Here is a 17057-nt window from a genome sequence, read left to right on the forward strand (position 1 = left end):
AACTAGCCTGCGCGAAGCAGCGTTTTCATTTTTTCGTTACGGCAAAACTGGCGCTTCATCTCCACCACCAGCGCATTGCGCGACAGCACAATCATCACGACGAATGCCAGCGCCCCCGCGGCAACCTGTACCGCCAGCAGCGCGGCCAGCGGCAGGTGGCCGCCGATGATGATGCCCAGGCCGTAGCTCACCGCCAGGGTCGGCAATGAGAGATAGAACGGCAGCCACAGGCTCAGGATGTACTGACGGTAGCTGGAGCCCAGCACCGGCTTGATCATGATGAAGTAGCTCAGAACGGTATTGATTATCTGCACCAGCAGGAAGCCCAGCGTGACGCCGATGGCGCCTGCCATATGCCCGCCGACGATAATCGCCGGAATAAACAGGAAGGTTTTGAACATGTTGAACTTAAAGCTGATATCCACGCGCGCTTTTGCCATCAGCAGGGAACCGATCGGATTCCCCACGGAGCGCAGGAGCCCCACCACGCACAGCAGCTGAAGGATCGGGATGATGCCGTTCCACTTCTCGCCAAACACCAGCGGCACGAAGTTACTGGAAACCACCATCAGCCCCAGCAGCACCGGGAAGTTGATAATCCCCACCACGGAAAGCAGCTTGTAGAAGTTAACGCGCAGCTTCTCGGTGTCGTCCTGAATCTTGGCAAACGCCGGGAACAGGACGCGGGTGATGATCGGGTTCAGCTTCATCGGCGGCACCACCGCGACGTTGTAGGCCAGGTTGTATCCCCCCGCCACGCTCGCGCCAAGAATACGCGCCAGCACCAGCGTCGACAGGTTGGTATTCACATAGTTGATGATGCTGTCCGCCGTCAGCCACGCGCCAAAGCGCAGGTTGGACGAGACGGATGCGAGAGAGAAATGCAGCCCGGGACGGTAGATCTTGCGGCCAAAGTAGCCGAACAGCAGCGTACGCACGGCAGAGTTAACCAGGTATCCGAGGATGGCGGTCATCGCCAGCGGCCAGAAATGGGCGCTCACGACGGTGAAGGTAAAGCCCGCCAGCACGGCGCTGGTCTCGATCATGCCGATCTTGTTGAACTCCAGCTCTTTCTGCATCAGCGTGCGGAACTGCTGCCCGTGCGGGATCACCACGAAAGCAAACGACAGCGTGCGCATCAGCGGAGCGAGATCCGGGTTATGCAGCACGCTGGCGATAGTGTCGCTCAGCAGAAACACCAGCACGAACACGAAAATCCCCAGCCCCACGTTCAGCCAGTAGAGGGTGGTCAACTCAAGATGGCTAATCTCTTTGCGCTGGATAATCGAGTTGGCAATACCAAAGTCAGACAGCGTATCGGCCAGCGCGATAATCACCAGCGAGACGGTCAGCAGACCGAACTGGTGATTATCAATAATGCGCGCCAGCACGGTCATCTGCACCAGGCCGAGGCCAATGATGACGATGGTCGCCATCGCTGACCACTTCGCCCCGCTGATGGTTTTTTCACGTAAGCTCATCTTAGTACGCCGCTTTGTTCACGAAACCTTTGAAGATGGTCAGAAAAACAATCTTGATATCGAACCAGATACTCCATTCACGGATGTACTCCAGATCGAATTCGATACGTTTTTCCATTTTTTCCAGCGTGTCGGTTTCGCCGCGCCAGCCGTTGATCTGCGCCCAGCCGGTGATGCCCGGCTTCACCTTATGGCGCAGCATGTAGCCTTCAATCAGCGAGCGGTACTGCTCGTTGTGCGCCACCGCGTGCGGACGCGGGCCAACAATCGACATGCCGCCGGTGAAGACGTTGATAAACTGCGGGAGTTCATCCAGCGAGGTGCGGCGCAGGAAGTTCCCCACGCGGGTGACGCGCGGATCGTTCTGCGTTGCCTGGGTCACCACCTTGTCGTTTTCCATCACCTTCATGGAGCGGAATTTCCACACCATAATCGGCTTACCGTCCATACCGTAGCGGGTCTGGCGGAAGATAACCGGGCCGGGAGAGCTCAGCTTCACCGCAAGGGCAATGCAGCACAGAACAGGCGAAATCAGCAGCAGGATCAGCGAAGAGAGCACAATATCTTCCGCGCGCTTCAGCACGCGGTTAATCCCGGACAGCGGGGTGTCGTACAGCGGTACCACCGGCACGCCGTTCACTTCTTCAATGCGTGAATGGAGGATGTTAAAGGTAAAGACGTCCGGGATCAGGATCACCGAACAGGTGGTGTCCGCCAGCTCGCGCATCAGTTGCTTAATGCGGGATTCGTCTCTCATCTGCATGGCGATGTAGACGTTGTGAATTTTACCGGCTTTCGCGTCTTCAATAAGCTGTTCGTAATTGCCCGCCCAGTCAGACGGCACGCCGCCCGGCTTCGCGTCGTGATAAATCCCGACCACTTCAAACCCTAACCACGGCTCTTTGCGGAAGCTGTCGAGCAGGACCTTACCAACCGGCAGATCGCCCGCTACCGCCACGAAGCGACGGTTATAACCGCGGTTACGCAGCCAGCCCGCGCCGAAGCGGATAAGGGAACGGCACACCACCATGCCGACGCTGGTCAGCAGATACCAGCAGAGGTAGGTGACGAGGCGATTATCAAAATCATGGCTGAATGCCACCAGGCCTGCGCTAAAGATCAGGCTTAGGGTCCAGTTCTGCAGCAACAGCATCAGCTCGGTGGTCATTTTCACGCCGCGCCAGGAGCGATAAAAATCGGTCATCCCGCCGATCATCTGAAACACGACCAGCGCAATGAGTGCCATCAGCAGATGCATATATAAGAACGGCAGCCCGCCGATCCGACACACCGCCCATAATCCACCGACCATGATGGTGATATCAGAAAAACGCTGCACCATAGAGATTAACGATGCATTCGTTCTCGCTCGTTCGCGTTTTTTTAGATTCGTCATCGTTGTTCCTTTAGTTCTAAACCTTACCCCTCACCCTGCCCCTCTCCCCAAAGGGGAGAGGGAATTTGAACACCCTCTCCCCTTTGGGGAGAGGGCTGGGGTGAGGGGCAGTTATTACTGATTCAACAGCGCCAGAATGTCCTTCGTTCGGGCTTCCATCAGCGCCGTGTCAGCACGGGACTCCACGTTCAGGCGCACCACCGGCTCGGTGTTGGACGAGCGCAGGTTGAAGCGCCACTGCGGGAACGCCATGCTGATGCCGTCCGTACGGTCAATTTCCAGCGCGTGGATCGCAAAGTGCTGCTCCACGCGGGCAATGGCCTCGGCCGGCTCCGCCAGCTTGCTGTTGATCTCCCCGCTCGCCGGGAACGCCGCCATGCGGTCGCGCACCAGCTCGCCCAGCGTCTGCCCCTTCAGGCACAGCAGCTCGGTGACCAGCAGCCACGGGATCATCCCGCTGTCGCAGTAGGCAAAATCACGGAAGTAGTGGTGGGCGCTCATCTCGCCGCCGTAGATGGCGTCTTCTTCGCGCATGCGCTCTTTGATGAAGGCGTGGCCGGTTTTGGACATTACCGGCGTGCCGCCCGCCGCTGACACCACGTCGACGGTGTTCCAGGAAAGGCGCGGGTCATGGATGATTTTCGCGCCCGGGTTTTTCTCGAGGAACGCTTCCGCCAGCAGGCCGACAATGTAGTAGCCCTCGATGAACTGCCCTTTCTCGTCGAACAGGAAGCAACGGTCGAAGTCACCGTCAAAGGCGATCCCCATGTCCGCGCCGTGCTCAATCACCGCGTTGCGGGTGTCGTCGCGGCATTCCGGCAGCAGCGGGTTAGGAATACCGTTCGGGAAGTTGCCGTCCGGGGTGTTGTGTACCTTGACGAAGGTCACCGGCACGTTCAGCGCCTTAAAGCGGGCTTCCAGCGCGTCCACCACCGGGCCGGCCGCGCCGTTACCGGAGTTAATCACCAGCTTCAGCGGCTTGAGGTTCGCCACGTTGATGTAGCCCAGCAGGTGGTCGATGTACTCTTTCTGCAGGTTGATTTTTTTGTAGCTGCCGCGCTTCGCCTCGTTCACCGGCGGGAAATCGTTGGCTTCCGCCAGGCGCTGCACGTCGCGCAGGCCGGTGTCGCCGCTGATCGGGCGGGCGCCCTTGCGCACCAGCTTCATCCCGTTGTAGTCCATCGGGTTGTGGCTGGCCGTCACTTCGATACCGCCGTCCACGCCCAGGTGGAAGGTGGCAAAGTAAATCTCCTCGGTCCCGGAAAGGCCGATATCCAGCACGTCCACGCCCGCGTCCTGCAGCCCTTTCGCCAGGGCCAGCTTGAGGGATTCACTAGTCAGACGCACGTCGCCGCCCAGCACGATGGTCTGCGGTTTTAAATATTCGCCGTACGCGCGGCCAATGCGCCACGCGATGTCTTCATTCAGCTCTTCGCCCAGCTTGCCGCGAATATCGTAGGCTTTAAAACAGGTTAATTTTTCCATGATGACCCCTTTTTCAGGCAACAGTCGGCCCTGACCACTTAATGGCCAAATTGATTTTTTTGTCATTCGCAGGCCCGGTAAGCGCAGCCCACCGGGCATAATGCAGAGTGCTACACCCGCCCGTAGCGGTCCTGGAAGCGCACGATATCGTCCTCTTCCAGATACGAGCCGGAGCGCACCTCAATTAAGTCGAGAGGAATTTTCCCCGGGTTCTCCAGACAGTGCGTCGCCCCCAGCGGAATATAAATGGACTCGTTTTCACCCAGCAGTTTGATTTCACCGTCGATAGTGACTTTAGCGGTACCCGCAACCACCACCCAGTGCTCGGCGCGGTGATGGTGCATCTGCACCGACAGCCCCTCGCCCGGCTTCACGGTGATGCGTTTCACCTGGTAGCGGTCACCGGAGTCAATGGAGTCATATTTCCCCCACGGACGGTAGACTTCGCGGTGAATATGGTGCTCGTGACGGCCATCGGCCTTGATCTGCTCCACCACTTTTTTAACGTCCTGCACGGCGTTACGGTCGGCAATCAGCACGGCGTCCTTGGTCTGGACAACCACCAGATCCTTCACCCCGACCGTGGTCACCAGGCCGGATTCGGCGTAGACGTAGCTGTTTTCCGTTTTGTGGCTAATAACATCGCCGTGGTGGACGTTACCCTCCGGGGTATGGGCGCTGATCTCCCACAGAGAGGACCAGGAGCCGACATCGCTCCAGCCCGCATCCATAGGTACCACGACGGCGTCCGCCGTACGTTCCATCACCGCATAGTCAATGGACTCTTCCGGGCAGGCGAGGAACGCCTCTTCATCCACGCGGATGAAGTCGAGATCCGGGTCCACCACCGCCATCGCTTTCTCGCAGGCATTCAGAATATCCGGGCGGTATTTGCGCAGCTCTTCCAGGTAGCGTCCGGCACGGAACAGGAACATCCCGCTGTTCCAGTAATATTCACCGCTGGCGACATACGCCTGCGCGGTTTCCAGATTCGGTTTTTCAACAAACTGCGCCACGTCAAACGCCACGCTGTCGCCTTCACCCGGCGTCACGCTGCCGCGACGAATGTAGCCATAGCCGGTTTCCGGCAGATCCGGCACGATGCCGAAGGTCACCAGCTTGCCGCTCTCGGCGTAAGGGATCGCCGCACGCACCGCGTCGCGGAAGGCGTCTTCCTGCTGGATAACGTGGTCTGCCGCCAGGACCAGCATCAGCGGGTCACAGTCCGGGCTGCTGCGTTTTGCCGCCAGCGCCGCCAGGGCGATCGCAGGCGCGGTATTGCGTCCGGCAGGCTCCAGGATGATGTTTTCGGTGAGCTTATTCAGCTGGCGCAGCTGCTCGGCAACAATAAAGCGGTGCTGTTCGTTACAGATCACCACCGGGCTTTCACACTCCACGCCGTGCAGACGGTTTACCGTCGTCTGCAGCATGGTGAGATCCCCTTTCAGGCAGAGGAACTGTTTTGGATAGAGCACGCGGGACAGCGGCCACAACCGGCTACCAGAGCCACCAGCCATCACAACCGGATACAAAGTGGTTTGACTCATGATTTATCCCCGTATATCTGCAATAAATTGGCTCAGCACGTTCTCTTTTTCGAGCGTGCGTTCGGCATATTCACGTGCCACCGTGTTCACTTTTGGCATGGCAAGTGCCTGTTCAATTCCGGTTACCAGCGCCGGGACCGATTCCGGCTCCACGCACACGGCAATCCCCGGATAGCTGTCACACAGCTGGCCTAATTCTGTTTCGGCTTCTGCCGTGATCACCGCGTTACCGCCCACTGCCAGAATGTTGGTCAGCTTGGACGGCAGCACCGCGTCCGCGGCGCCGCGTTTTTGGACCACCAGATGGCAGTCGCCCATCTTCAGCAGCGCAGGCAATGCCTCGTAAGACTGAAGCGGGAAAAATTTCACGTTGGTCAAGCCGCGTTCCCCGGCCATTTTTTCCAGCCGCGCTTTTCCACCGCCCTGCCCGACAATCACAAACGTCCACGGATGTTCACTCAGCAGCTGGGCCGCTTCAATCACGCTTTCCAGCCCCTGCTTTTCGCCGATGTTGCCTGAGTAAAGAATGATTTTTTGATCTTCAGGCAAACCGAGCTGCGCGCGCAGGACATGAGCATCTTGCTCAGTTACATCGCGAAAACGCGCCACTTCGGACCAGTTCGGGAAGAAAATGACTTTCTCCGCCGGGACGCCCTTCTCCTGCGCCTTGTTCATCATCGAGCGCGAGATAGTCGAGACGTAATCCACGTTGTGCAGCCCGCTGCGCTCAAACGCGCTGGCGAGCTTCGCCACCTTGCCGCCCTTGCTTTTGCCTGCCATCCCCAGGCCCAGCATGGCGTCAACTTCATAATCCTGAATATGCAGCAGGGTGCGCGCGCCGGAGAGTTTGCCCAGCAGGCGCATGCCCGGCGTGCAGAACAGCGTCGGCACCACGCCGATAATGCGATCCGGCTTCCAGCGACGCTGCGCCATCAGCGGGAAAAAACTGCTCAGGGCAAAGCTGCCCAGATGAAGTAACCGTTTCAGCGTTGAGGGCTGCTTAGGGACATACAGCGGGCAGCGCCAGACGGTCGCTGCACCCTCTTCGCGACGGTAGCGCCAGCTTGAGTAGCGCTCCCCGACTTTCCACTCCGGGTAGTACGGCGGCGCGGTAATGACCCGCACGTCATGTCCCTGGCTCGCCATCCACTCGACCATCTCGCCGGTGTATTTTCCGATGCCGGTTAATTCCGGCGAGTAGTTGATTCCGTATACGAGGATCTTCATATGCCCGGCACCTCGGCCTGACGTTCAGCCAGGAAATAGGCACGACTGTTGTCATGCACATTGTCGCTGGCAAGCAGCGCCTCTGGCGTTTGCCAGCGGTAGTCGTCATGCTGAGAATCAGGCAGACGCAGGTCTGCCTCACTCACCTTCAGGCGGAACCCCAGCACGATGTAGTGCGTGGTGAACCCGGTGCCTGAAAAGTTATCGTCATAGAAGTGCTGCCAGACCCCGTAAAACTGGCCCGCTGCCATCGGCAGCTGCAGGCCCAGTTCCGCCAGAGTGAGTCGCTCAAACGCATCGCTCAGCGTCTCATCCTTCTGCACGCGCCCGCCGGGCACGAACCAGAAGCCCTGTGCAGGACGGTTGGTTCGTTTCCCCAGCAAGAACTCGCCGCGTTCGTTCTCCACGATCAAATCAATTGAGATGAGCGGAGTGGAACGCACTACCGTGGCAAAATCTTCCTGACTTAAAAACATCGTTACCCCCGGAAGCGGTGCTGGTTTTCCAGGAACCACTGGTAGGTACTGGCCAGACCCTGCTCCAGTGACACCTCGTGATACCAGCCCAGCTGATGCAGACGGGTCACGTCCAGCAGCTTGCGCGGCGTGCCGTCCGGTTTCGTCGCGTCAAACACCACGCGGCCTTTGTAGCCCACTACCTGCGCGATGGTTTGCGCCAGCTCGCGAATGGTGCAGTCCACGCCGGTACCAACGTTGATGTGCGACAGCATCGGCTCGGTGTTCTCCTGCCACACCTCGCGATCCAGCTCCATCACGTGAATGCTGGCGGCAGCCATGTCGTCCACGTGCAGGAATTCACGCATCGGCGTACCGCTGCCCCACACCACAACGTCCGGCGCGTTCTCGGCGGTAGCCTCGTGGAAGCGGCGCAGCAGCGCCGGGATCACGTGCGAGTTGCTCGGGTGGAAGTTGTCGTGCGGTCCGTACAGGTTGGTCGGCATCACCGAGCGATAGTCGCGGTTGTACTGACGGTTGTAGGACTCGCACAGCTTGATCCCGGCAATCTTGGCAATCGCGTACGGCTCGTTGGTGGCTTCCAGCGTGCCCTGCAGCAGTTCGCTCTCGGCGATCGGCTGCTTCGCCATTTTCGGGTAAATACAGGACGATCCGAGGAACAGCAGCTTATTCACGTTGTGCAAATGCGCCGCGTGAATGATGTTGCTCTCGATCATCATGTTTTCGTAGATGAAATCCGCAGGGTAGGTGTTGTTGGCAACAATGCCGCCTACCTTCGCCGCGGCCAGATACACCTGGTCAATGCGTTCGTTAGCAAAGAAGTCCTGTACCGCACGGCTGTCGAGCAGGTTCAGCTCGTCGCGCGTGCGGACAACCACCTCGACGTCACCGCGCTGTTCGAGCTGGCGAACAATCGCGGAACCCACCATTCCGCGATGACCGGCGACAAAAATACGTTGTTTTGTCATTCTCAGGACTCCAGCGCGATGGCAACCTCGTAGCCATGAGACTTAAGCAGAGAGTGTTTTTTCGCTGCTTCAAGATCTTTGGCTACCATCTCGGAAACCATTTCCTGCAGAGTGATTTCTGGTTTCCAGCCCAGCTTCTCGTGCGCTTTGGTTGGGTCGCCCAGCAGGGTTTCCACTTCAGCAGGACGGAAGTAGCGCGGGTCAACCTGCACAATCACGTCGCCTGGCTTCACGCCCGGAGCGTCGTGGCCGGTCACGGAAACCACGATACCTTTCTCTTCCACGCCGGTGCCTTCGAAGCGCAGTTTGATGCCCAGCTGTGCCGCGGCCATTTCAACGAACTGACGAACGGAGTACTGCACGCCGGTCGCAATCACGAAGTCTTCTGGCTGTTCCTGCTGCAGCATCATCCACTGCATTTTCACGTAGTCTTTGGCATGGCCCCAGTCACGCAGGGAATCCATGTTGCCGAGGTGCAGGCAAGACTCCAGACCCTGCGCGATGTTGGCGATGGCGCGGGTGATTTTGCGGGTCACGAAGGTTTCGCCGCGACGCGGAGATTCGTGGTTGAACAGGATGCCGTTACAGGCGTACATGCCGTAGGATTCACGGTAGTTCACGGTGATCCAGTAGGCGTACAGTTTTGCTACCGCATACGGAGAGCGCGGGTAGAACGGCGTGGTCTCTTTCTGTGGGATTTCCTGCACCAGACCGTACAGCTCGGAGGTGGATGCCTGATAGAAGCGAGTTTTCTTCTCAAGGCCAAGGAAGCGGATCGCTTCCAGCAGACGCAGCGTACCCATGGCATCAACGTCAGCGGTGTATTCCGGGGATTCGAAGGAGACCGCTACGTGGCTCATCGCGCCCAGGTTGTAGACTTCATCCGGCTGTACTTCCTGCAGGATACGGGTCAGGTTGGAGGTATCGGTCAGGTCGCCGTAGTGCAGGTGGAATTTCGGGTTCGCCGCATGAGGATCCTGATAAATATGATCCACACGTTCAGTGTTGAAAGAAGATGCACGACGTTTAATACCGTGTACTTCATACCCTTTTTCCAGCAGGAACTCTGCCAGGTAAGAACCATCCTGCCCGGTAACGCCGGTGATGAGAGCGACTTTAGACATGTTTATATTCCTCTACTTATGAATTTAATCAGTTTCAACGCGTTCGCGTATCACCACTGCGGGGTTGCCACGGCAAATTTTATTTGCCGGTAGCGATTTAAAAACGCTGCTGCGGGCACCGACTACCGTGCCATCGCCAACAGAAACACCCGGTGCAACAAAAACATCCGTTGCCAGCCAGCATTTTTCACCTATCGCAATAGGCGAAGCGGTAATATCAAAATGCTGACTCATAAAATCGTGGCTGCCGGTGCACAAATAACACTTCTGTGAAACCACCGAATTTGCGCCAATCGTTATTTCGCCAAGGGTATATAACACCGCGTCATCCCCAACCCATGCGTAATCTCCCAGCGTTAATTTCCACGGATAGGTAATTTTCACAGAAGGTCGGATGACTACGTTTTTTCCGATTTTTGCGCCAAACAGACGCAATAAAAAAGCTCGCCAGCGGTACATTATTTGCGGCGACCAGGCAAATAATGTTGCCTGAACGGCCCACCACAGCTGTACCTTAATACCATTCCCGCCCCGAAAACCTTCCGGCACGGAGAAACCTTTTAAATCCTGCATTGCGTTTCCTTATATTCAGGCTTTGTTATATAAGGTTTTCGTTTTGCCTGTGGTACGCAGGCGTAATAAATAAGATAATTCCGCCCAGAACCCCGGCACGCATAATATTTTACGCTGTACGTTTTTGGCATCCTGGCACAATTCCAGATTATTAGACGTTGACACGCCGCCCATTGAGAATTCAGACACCAGCCCTTTAATTCGACGGAACGGGTAACCAGATTTATACAGGCTGGCTGCCAGCGCATAATCGGAAGACACTTTATACTGCAAATCGTAAGGCTGTTTTTTCAGACCCTTTACCGGGAAGAAAATGGCCTGGTGGCTGGCCGGCAAGCTGTGGTAGATATACCAGCCTGGCTTCGCGCTGCGGCACACTTTATGTCCGTCGCCAAAATCGAGCAGCGCATCGCCAATATACATGGCGTCCTCTTTCTGGCGAGCCAGCTGACGTGCAAACAGCGCCACGTCTTCATGGAAAATATCGCCCGAGTTCAGGAAGATGGCATAACGGCCTTGCGCCATGCTGATGCCTTTATTCATCGCATCATAGATGCCTTTATCTTTCTCGCTGATGTAGCGTAAGTTGAACTCACCGTTGAGTTTTTCCAGAAACTCCGCCGTGCCATCGTTCGAGCCGCCGTCGACCACAATCCACTCAAAGGTGAGGCTTGGATCGCGCGCCAGGTTGCGCAGCGAGCGCCAGGTTTTTACCATCCCTTCGTAATTACGAAAAGCGACAGTAATGACGCTAAGAAACATAAATCACCTCATTTCGTCATACGTTCGTAATATTAAGCGCCTTGCGCAGAATAAACGGACAGACAATCAAGAAAGCATATTCTGGGCTAAATATTGACCCGGTAAAAAACAGCGACACCGGAGTAAACAGATAAAGCTGAACGCGAAAGTTCTGGTTATCACCAAACGCGTTAATCATCATTTTGAAAACTTTAAACAGATACCACAGGGTCAACAGTACGGCGAACCACGAAAAATAAATAATTAACAGATACAGACCATTGTCTATGGTTTTACCGACATCCGCACCGTTAAAGATTCCGAATGATGCAACATATTCGTAAAGTGAGCCGAATCTTACTACCCCATCAATATGGGTTAAGGAATAACCCACCATCACCAGTGGCCCAATGATGCGATAATAGGACGAAGACCCTTCCGTTCCCAAATCACCCAGACGTTCTGAGATGTACGGGAAGGCAAATATCACGCCTACCATAAATACCGTCAGGGAGATAATCGCCAGCGGCAGTTTTTTCTTAATCGCATCTTTGTTCAGGTACTGGAACGCCCACTCCAGCAGGTAAAACAGGATAAATGTCATTACCCCTGAGAACGATCCAGACAGAACAATTCCTGCAAGAATCATAGCATCGGTCTTAGGCGTTTTGATACCAAACTGTTTGATGCTGAGCCAAATTGAGATTAACGCCAGAGCGAAAAACGCCGGTTCAAAATAGAGGGCCGTAGTACGCTTCCCGCCAAACTTGATGAAGTTCAATACATAGCTGTTACTGTAAATGAGATATTTCGAAATTATCTCCATCAGGCTGCTGCCGCCGGTGAGAATAATTTGCGCCATCTCCAGCGCGGCAAGCATAACAATTAACGCAACGGCAATATAAAAGAACCTAAGGATTTTCCGATAATTGTGCGGAGAAATAGTTTTAAACCGAATACTCCAGACCATTCCGATAATAATAACAATATAAACAAACAGCATGGTCGAGGTGACGTATTTACTGGCATCCAGCGACTGGCCAAAGATGTAGTTAAACAGCGTCAGGCCCGTGCCCAGCCCTAAGGCAATCATCAGCTTCTTGAGGTTGATTTTATCGACATACAGCAGAAGCAGAACGGGCAAGAAGGTTACGATGGTTATCGGGAAGCTTTCGCCGAGCTGGGCAATTTTGACGTTGACCAGCAGGTAGATCAGCGGCAGCAGCAGATAACTACAGATTCTGATAGAACGAGACATACTCCTCCAGCATCTGTTGTCCACTGTAGGCCTTGCGGCTGCGGTTGCGGAACGATTCCAGGTCAGTACCAAAAACGATCTCAGCAATCTGCGCCTTCGGCAGCTGCACCAGGGGCAGGACCTCCTGCTCAGTGAAGGTTTTCCCGCCGGACTTTTCCAGCACTTCACGCGCCGCATCGCTGTGGGTGGCAATCACCGGCACGCCGATAGAGAGCGCTTCGCAGAGGATCAGCGGGTAGTTATCCACGCGGGAGCTGAACACCAGGGCGTCCATTTCATTCAGCGCGCTCATCAGCTTGCGCTTGTCGGTCTCAAACCCGTGGTTCACCACGTTGGCCCCTTCGAACGGTGAAAACTTGCCGAAGGTGTGAAGCTCGATCTTGTCACCCAGCGCCATCATGTCGCGCACCAGCTGCTGGTTGGTCTTACCGTCGTAACGCAGGTCATGCGCAACGATAGCGATTTTCGGTTTGCCCGCGGTTTCGGCCACCGGGGTCAGCTCGGCAAGAATGGCTTCCGTCGCTACGTCGATGCCGTTGTTGATAATCTGACAGCGCCCTGCCCCGTACAGGCTGTTGAAGGCATCGGCTACGTGCTGGCTCGGGGAGATAAACGTACAGCCGAGCGAGAGCATGTCGCGGAACAGCTGACGCTTTCCGGCCACCAGCTGATGCGCGCGATCCACCTTCACCGGTGGGTAGTTGCTTAACGTCGGGCACTTCTGGCAGTTATCTTTCCAGCCTTCGCAGCCGTCGGTAAACGCGCAGCGTCCGGTCACGCTCCAGTGATCGTGCAGCGTCCAGACGAATCGGGTGTCGGGCTTGTGGGTCTGCACCTTCTGGCAAAACGCCACCACCTCTTCCAGATTCAGCCAGTAGCTGTGCAGCACGTGAAAATGCAGTACAACCGGGCCCGTGGTGCGGGTAACCGTGCGGTAAAGATTGTTCAGGTTGCCAAACAGATCGCGGTTAAACAGGCGGAACAGCGCAATGTTGGCAATCGAGGTCAGACGCGGCGTGTGCTTGTGCACCTGCGGGAAATTATCGTGGCTGACGCTTTTCTTGCCGCCTTTGCCGTAGCCGTAAATAAAACGAGACTGAAGTCCTTTTTGCAGCGCGCGCTGGTGCAAATCCAGGGCCACGCCTGCCGCTCCGCCTTCTGCGAGGCGTACGTTAAATTGCAGAATGTTCATTTAATCACCTTCACGCGGGCTTTTTCTCCCACCACCAGCGCGTTATCCGGAATGCTGTCCAGCACCACGCTGCCAGCACCAATCGTGACGTTATTACCAATCGTAATGTCACCGATGATCACCACGTTCGCCCCCAGCTCGACGTTATTGCCAATGACCGGGCAGGCCAGGCTGTCAGGCCCGCGGTTGCCAATGGTGACCGCATGACGAATGGTGAAATCATCCCCGGCGACCACGAACTTGTTGATCACCACCGCATAGCCGTGATGGATGGTAAAGCGGCGGCCAATGGTGGCAGCGGCCTGAATTTCATAGCCAAAAAAGCATTCGGTGATGATGCGGTACAGCACCAGCACGGGTGCCGCCCAGATATTGTTCAGCACGTTTTTCTTACGCCACACCGAGCAAAAGTGCGCGATGCGGTACGCCAGAACCATGCAGCACGGACGCAGGCTCCAGCCGTTAGCGCGGCAATCTTCCAGAAACATTATTTCCCCCGAAGTCCATCAGCCAGGCGTTTGCCGTTACGCACGGACAGCAGCGTCAGCAGCGTGCGCCAGTTCATGCGCTTATTGCGGATCTGATAGAGGGTAAAGAGCTGATATTTACGGCTGGCACGGTCAAACTTGTCCTTGTGCTTGCGGTAAAAATGGAAGTAGCCGGAGAACTTTTTCGGCGAGGAGGTGATTTGCATCTCCCCGTGGTTGATATGCAGGATCTGCGTGGCCTCTTCCACTTTCCACGGCTCGCCGTATTCCACCACCATGCGCAGGAAGATATCGTAATCCTGCGCGGCCTTGAGTTCGGTATCGAACAGGCACTCTTTGAAACGCCACGCCCAAGTGAAGACCTGGTTACCAATAATGTTGCGCTTGTAGAACAGGCGGCGAGAGTACGGTGATTTCGGATACAGCGGCAGGCTCGCGGGCTGCGAGTAAACCTCGCCCTGGCAGACATAGTCGTTGGCATACAGGAAAGCGTGCGTGACCAGCTGTTCTTTATGCGACAGGAAGATAGACAGGCGGTTCGGCGTCCATTCGTCATCGTCGTCGATCCCGGTCAGATACTGCCCTTTGGCCTGCATAATCGCCTGATTACGCACCGCACATGCGCCGGAGTTAATGGCGTTATGCGTATAGACCACCCGCGGGTCGTTGAGGTCAGTCACAAACTTTTGCAGCTGTTCATACGAGGAAGAGCAGTCATCAACGATGATCAGCTCCCAGTTATCGTAATCCTGTCGCAGGACGGATTTGATTGCGCGGATCGCCAGCTGCTGACGATTCCATGTCGGCATATAGATTGAAACTAAAGGGCGTTGTGTGGTCATGGTCTTCCCCTTATCCCTCACCCCGCCCCTCTCCCGGAGGGAGAGGGAGAAAGCTGCTCTCCCCTCTGGGGAGAGGGTTAGGGTGAGGGGGATTTTTATTTGCTGTCAGATTTATATTCGTACTCGTAATAGCCGTAATCCTGGTACCCGGTCGCGCGGCGGAAGATGGAGTTCAGGATCACCCCTTTCACCTCAATGCCGTTCTGCTCGAAGCGGCTCAGGCTGGTTTCCACCTCTTTCAGGGTGTTCACCGCGTAACGCGCCACCATCAGCGTGGTGCCCGCATGGCGGCCAACAACGGCCGCGTCGGTCACGGCCAGAATTGGCGGCGTATCGATCAGCACCAGGTCGTAGTTTTTGCTCGCCCACTCCACCAGCTCGGTGAAGCGTTCGCTCATCAGCAGCTCGGACGGGTTAGGCGGTACCTGACCGCGTGGGATCAGGTCAAATTTCGGCACCGTTGTAGGTTTCGCGCTCTGGCTGATTTCACCTTTGCCGAGCAGGATTTCCGACAGACCGTTAACGTTGTTGGTACCCAGCAGCTCATGGGTGTAGCCCTTACGCATATCGCAGTCGATCAGCAGCACGCGCTTGTTGGTCTGGCTGACCACGGCCGCCAGGTTGGCGCAGACGAAGGTTTTACCGATTGACGGGCTCACGCCGGTTAACATCAGGACGTTGTTTTTGGCCTGCATCATGGCGAAGTGCAGACTGGTACGCAGGCTACGGATCGCTTCGATGGCGAGGTCGGTCGGGTTACCCACCGCCAGAAGCTGGCTCTGTTTGTAACGCTTGACGCCCTTGATGGTTTTGACGCTGTCACGGGATTTTTGCCATTCAGACAGCGGAATGCTGGCATAGACGTTGATACCGCTCTCTTCCAGAACCTGCGGGCTTTCGATGCCGCGGTTGAACAGCGAACGCAGCAGCACGCCCACGATGGAGAGCATCAGGCCGAGAATAATGCTGCCGAGAATAATCAGCGCTTTCTTCGGCTTCAGCACCCCAGGCTGGGTAATGGCCGGGTCGACGATGCGCACGTCACCGACGGTACTGGCTTCGGTGATTTTCAGCTCCTGCTGCTTGTTCAGCAGCTGCATGTAAACCTGCTGTCCTGACTCCACGTCGCGGGTCAGACGCACAATCTCCTGCTGCGTTTTCGGCATCGCGGTCACGCGGTCATTGAGCTTCGCCTTCTCCTCTTCCAGCGTGCGGCGTTTCTCCAGCAGCGTGCGGTAGGCCGGGTGACGTTTGGTATAAAGCTTGGAAATCTCCGCCTCTTTGAAGGTCAGCTCGTTGAGCTGCGCATCAATGTTGACCATCGAATCGAGGACCGATTTCGCTTCAAGCGGCAGGTCAACGGAGTCTTTATCCTGACGGTAGGCGTTCAGCTTGTTCTCGGCATCATCCAGATGGGCGCGCACTTCCGGGAGCTGTTTGGCGAGGAAGGCCAGGCTTTTCGCCGCTTCCGCCGACTTACGCTCAACGTTCTGCTCAAGATAGTTGCGGGTAATGCTGTTCAGGATGTCGCGGATTTGATCCTTATCTTCACCGGTAAAGGTCATGCTCAGCACGCCGGTGTCCTTACCGTTTTCGGTGACGGTCAGGTTATTTTGCAGATTGTTGATCATCCCCAGCGTGGAGAATTTGGTGACGGTGAATTCACCGCCCTCCTGGGCGTTAATCGCGCTGACCATCATGCTGACGCCGTCTTTGGTCAGCATCTGCCCCACTTCACCGCGGGCGCTAAAGCCTGCGTCGCTGGTTAGCTGGTACTGTTTCGGGCCAAGCACCTTCAGGGTAAACGTCTGATCGGCCGCCCCTTTCGGCAGCACGAAGTCAGTGACTTTTACCGTGTCGTTGCTTCGTCCCATCAGCCGATCCCAACCGGCACCAAAGACTGGGAAGGTATTCTTGGTGACGGAGATATCGAGCCCGAGGTCGTGAACCGTTTTACCCAGCACCAGGCGTGACTGGATGAGCTGAATTTCGGCGTCGGATGCCGGCGGCTTGTTCGCCAGCGCGGAACCAATGTCCTGCACCAGCGAGTTGCCGGTATTCTGCTCGATCTGCACCAGCGCGTCGGCGCTGTAGATAGGGGTGGCGAACAGCGTATAGACGACGGCCGCCGCGGCGAACACGGCGGTAATGCCCAGCACCCACCACTTTGCCTCTACAACAGTGCCGACCAGGCGCCCAATATCAATTTCATCACTGCCCGAAGTCGGGGCGGCAGAAGGTCTTGTTTTTTCTGTCATT

At 56.3% G+C, this 17057-nt stretch carries 15 protein-coding genes; all 15 read right to left on the minus strand.

The annotated features are described in order from the left end of the window. Positions 1–2 precede the first annotated feature (2 nt). The 15 genes from wzxC to wzc all read right to left on the minus strand — a co-directional run bounded on the left by wzxC (position 3) and on the right by wzc (position 17056). A complete protein-coding gene (gene wzxC, locus ACJ69_RS10595) occupies positions 3–1481 on the minus strand; it encodes a colanic acid undecaprenyl disphosphate flippase WzxC (protein ID WP_059347018.1) in 1479 nt (492 codons plus the stop codon). A gap of 1 nt (position 1482) precedes the next feature. Next, on the minus strand, positions 1483–2877 hold the full coding sequence (wcaJ, locus tag ACJ69_RS10600) for an undecaprenyl-phosphate glucose phosphotransferase (protein ID WP_029742027.1): 1395 nt from the start codon (positions 2875–2877) through the stop codon (positions 1483–1485). 114 nt (positions 2878–2991) lie between these two features. After that, a complete protein-coding gene (gene cpsG / locus ACJ69_RS10605) occupies positions 2992–4362 on the minus strand; it encodes a colanic acid biosynthesis phosphomannomutase CpsG (RefSeq protein ID WP_047647343.1) in 1371 nt (456 codons plus the stop codon). A gap of 110 nt (positions 4363–4472) precedes the next feature. Further along, positions 4473–5909 carry a mannose-1-phosphate guanyltransferase gene (gene cpsB / locus ACJ69_RS10610; RefSeq protein ID WP_029742029.1) on the minus strand — a complete coding sequence of 479 codons (1437 nt, stop codon included), beginning with the start codon at positions 5907–5909 and terminating at the stop codon, positions 4473–4475. A 3-nt stretch (positions 5910–5912) separates the two neighbouring features. After that, a complete protein-coding gene (gene wcaI / locus ACJ69_RS10615; RefSeq protein WP_059347019.1) occupies positions 5913–7136 on the minus strand; it encodes a colanic acid biosynthesis fucosyltransferase WcaI in 1224 nt (407 codons plus the stop codon). Next, the gene (locus tag ACJ69_RS10620) at positions 7133–7612 is read right to left on the minus strand and encodes a GDP-mannose mannosyl hydrolase (protein ID WP_029742031.1); all 480 of its coding nucleotides are present in this window, start codon (positions 7610–7612) and stop codon (positions 7133–7135) included. Before ACJ69_RS10620 ends, wcaI begins: the two co-directional genes overlap by 4 nt. A gap of 2 nt (positions 7613–7614) precedes the next feature. After that, positions 7615–8580 (minus strand): GDP-L-fucose synthase, encoded by a 966-nt coding sequence (fcl, locus tag ACJ69_RS10625; protein WP_013097874.1) that lies wholly within the window; start codon positions 8578–8580, stop codon positions 7615–7617. A 2-nt stretch (positions 8581–8582) separates the two neighbouring features. Continuing rightward, positions 8583–9704 carry a GDP-mannose 4,6-dehydratase gene (gmd, locus tag ACJ69_RS10630; protein WP_014884502.1) on the minus strand — a complete coding sequence of 374 codons (1122 nt, stop codon included), beginning with the start codon at positions 9702–9704 and terminating at the stop codon, positions 8583–8585. A gap of 24 nt (positions 9705–9728) precedes the next feature. Continuing rightward, complete coding sequence (gene wcaF / locus ACJ69_RS10635; RefSeq protein WP_059347020.1) at positions 9729–10277, minus strand: colanic acid biosynthesis acetyltransferase WcaF; 549 nt, start codon at positions 10275–10277, stop codon at positions 9729–9731. Between the two features lie 15 nt (positions 10278–10292). Further along, positions 10293–11039, minus strand: a complete 747-nt coding sequence (gene wcaE / locus ACJ69_RS10640) for a colanic acid biosynthesis glycosyltransferase WcaE (RefSeq protein ID WP_059347021.1) — start codon at positions 11037–11039, stop codon at positions 10293–10295. A 16-nt stretch (positions 11040–11055) separates the two neighbouring features. Then, positions 11056–12276, minus strand: a complete 1221-nt coding sequence (gene wcaD / locus ACJ69_RS10645) for a colanic acid polymerase WcaD (protein WP_029742034.1) — start codon at positions 12274–12276, stop codon at positions 11056–11058. Next, positions 12251–13468, minus strand: a complete 1218-nt coding sequence (wcaC, locus tag ACJ69_RS10650; RefSeq protein WP_054829905.1) for a colanic acid biosynthesis glycosyltransferase WcaC — start codon at positions 13466–13468, stop codon at positions 12251–12253. The genes wcaD and wcaC overlap by 26 nt, the downstream gene beginning before the upstream one ends. Next, positions 13465–13956 (minus strand): colanic acid biosynthesis acetyltransferase WcaB, encoded by a 492-nt coding sequence (gene wcaB / locus ACJ69_RS10655; protein WP_059347022.1) that lies wholly within the window; start codon positions 13954–13956, stop codon positions 13465–13467. The genes wcaC and wcaB overlap by 4 nt, the downstream gene beginning before the upstream one ends. Continuing rightward, complete coding sequence (wcaA, locus tag ACJ69_RS10660; protein ID WP_023312403.1) at positions 13956–14798, minus strand: colanic acid biosynthesis glycosyltransferase WcaA; 843 nt, start codon at positions 14796–14798, stop codon at positions 13956–13958. Before wcaA ends, wcaB begins: the two co-directional genes overlap by 1 nt. Before the next feature lie 95 nt (positions 14799–14893). Then, entirely contained in the window at positions 14894–17056 is a 2163-nt protein-coding gene (gene wzc, locus ACJ69_RS10665; protein ID WP_059347023.1) for a tyrosine-protein kinase Wzc, read from the minus strand. Position 17057: the final 1 nt, after the last annotated feature.

Origin of the sequence: Enterobacter asburiae, assembly GCF_001521715.1 — a bacterium.
Lineage (GTDB): Bacteria > Pseudomonadota > Gammaproteobacteria > Enterobacterales > Enterobacteriaceae > Enterobacter > Enterobacter asburiae.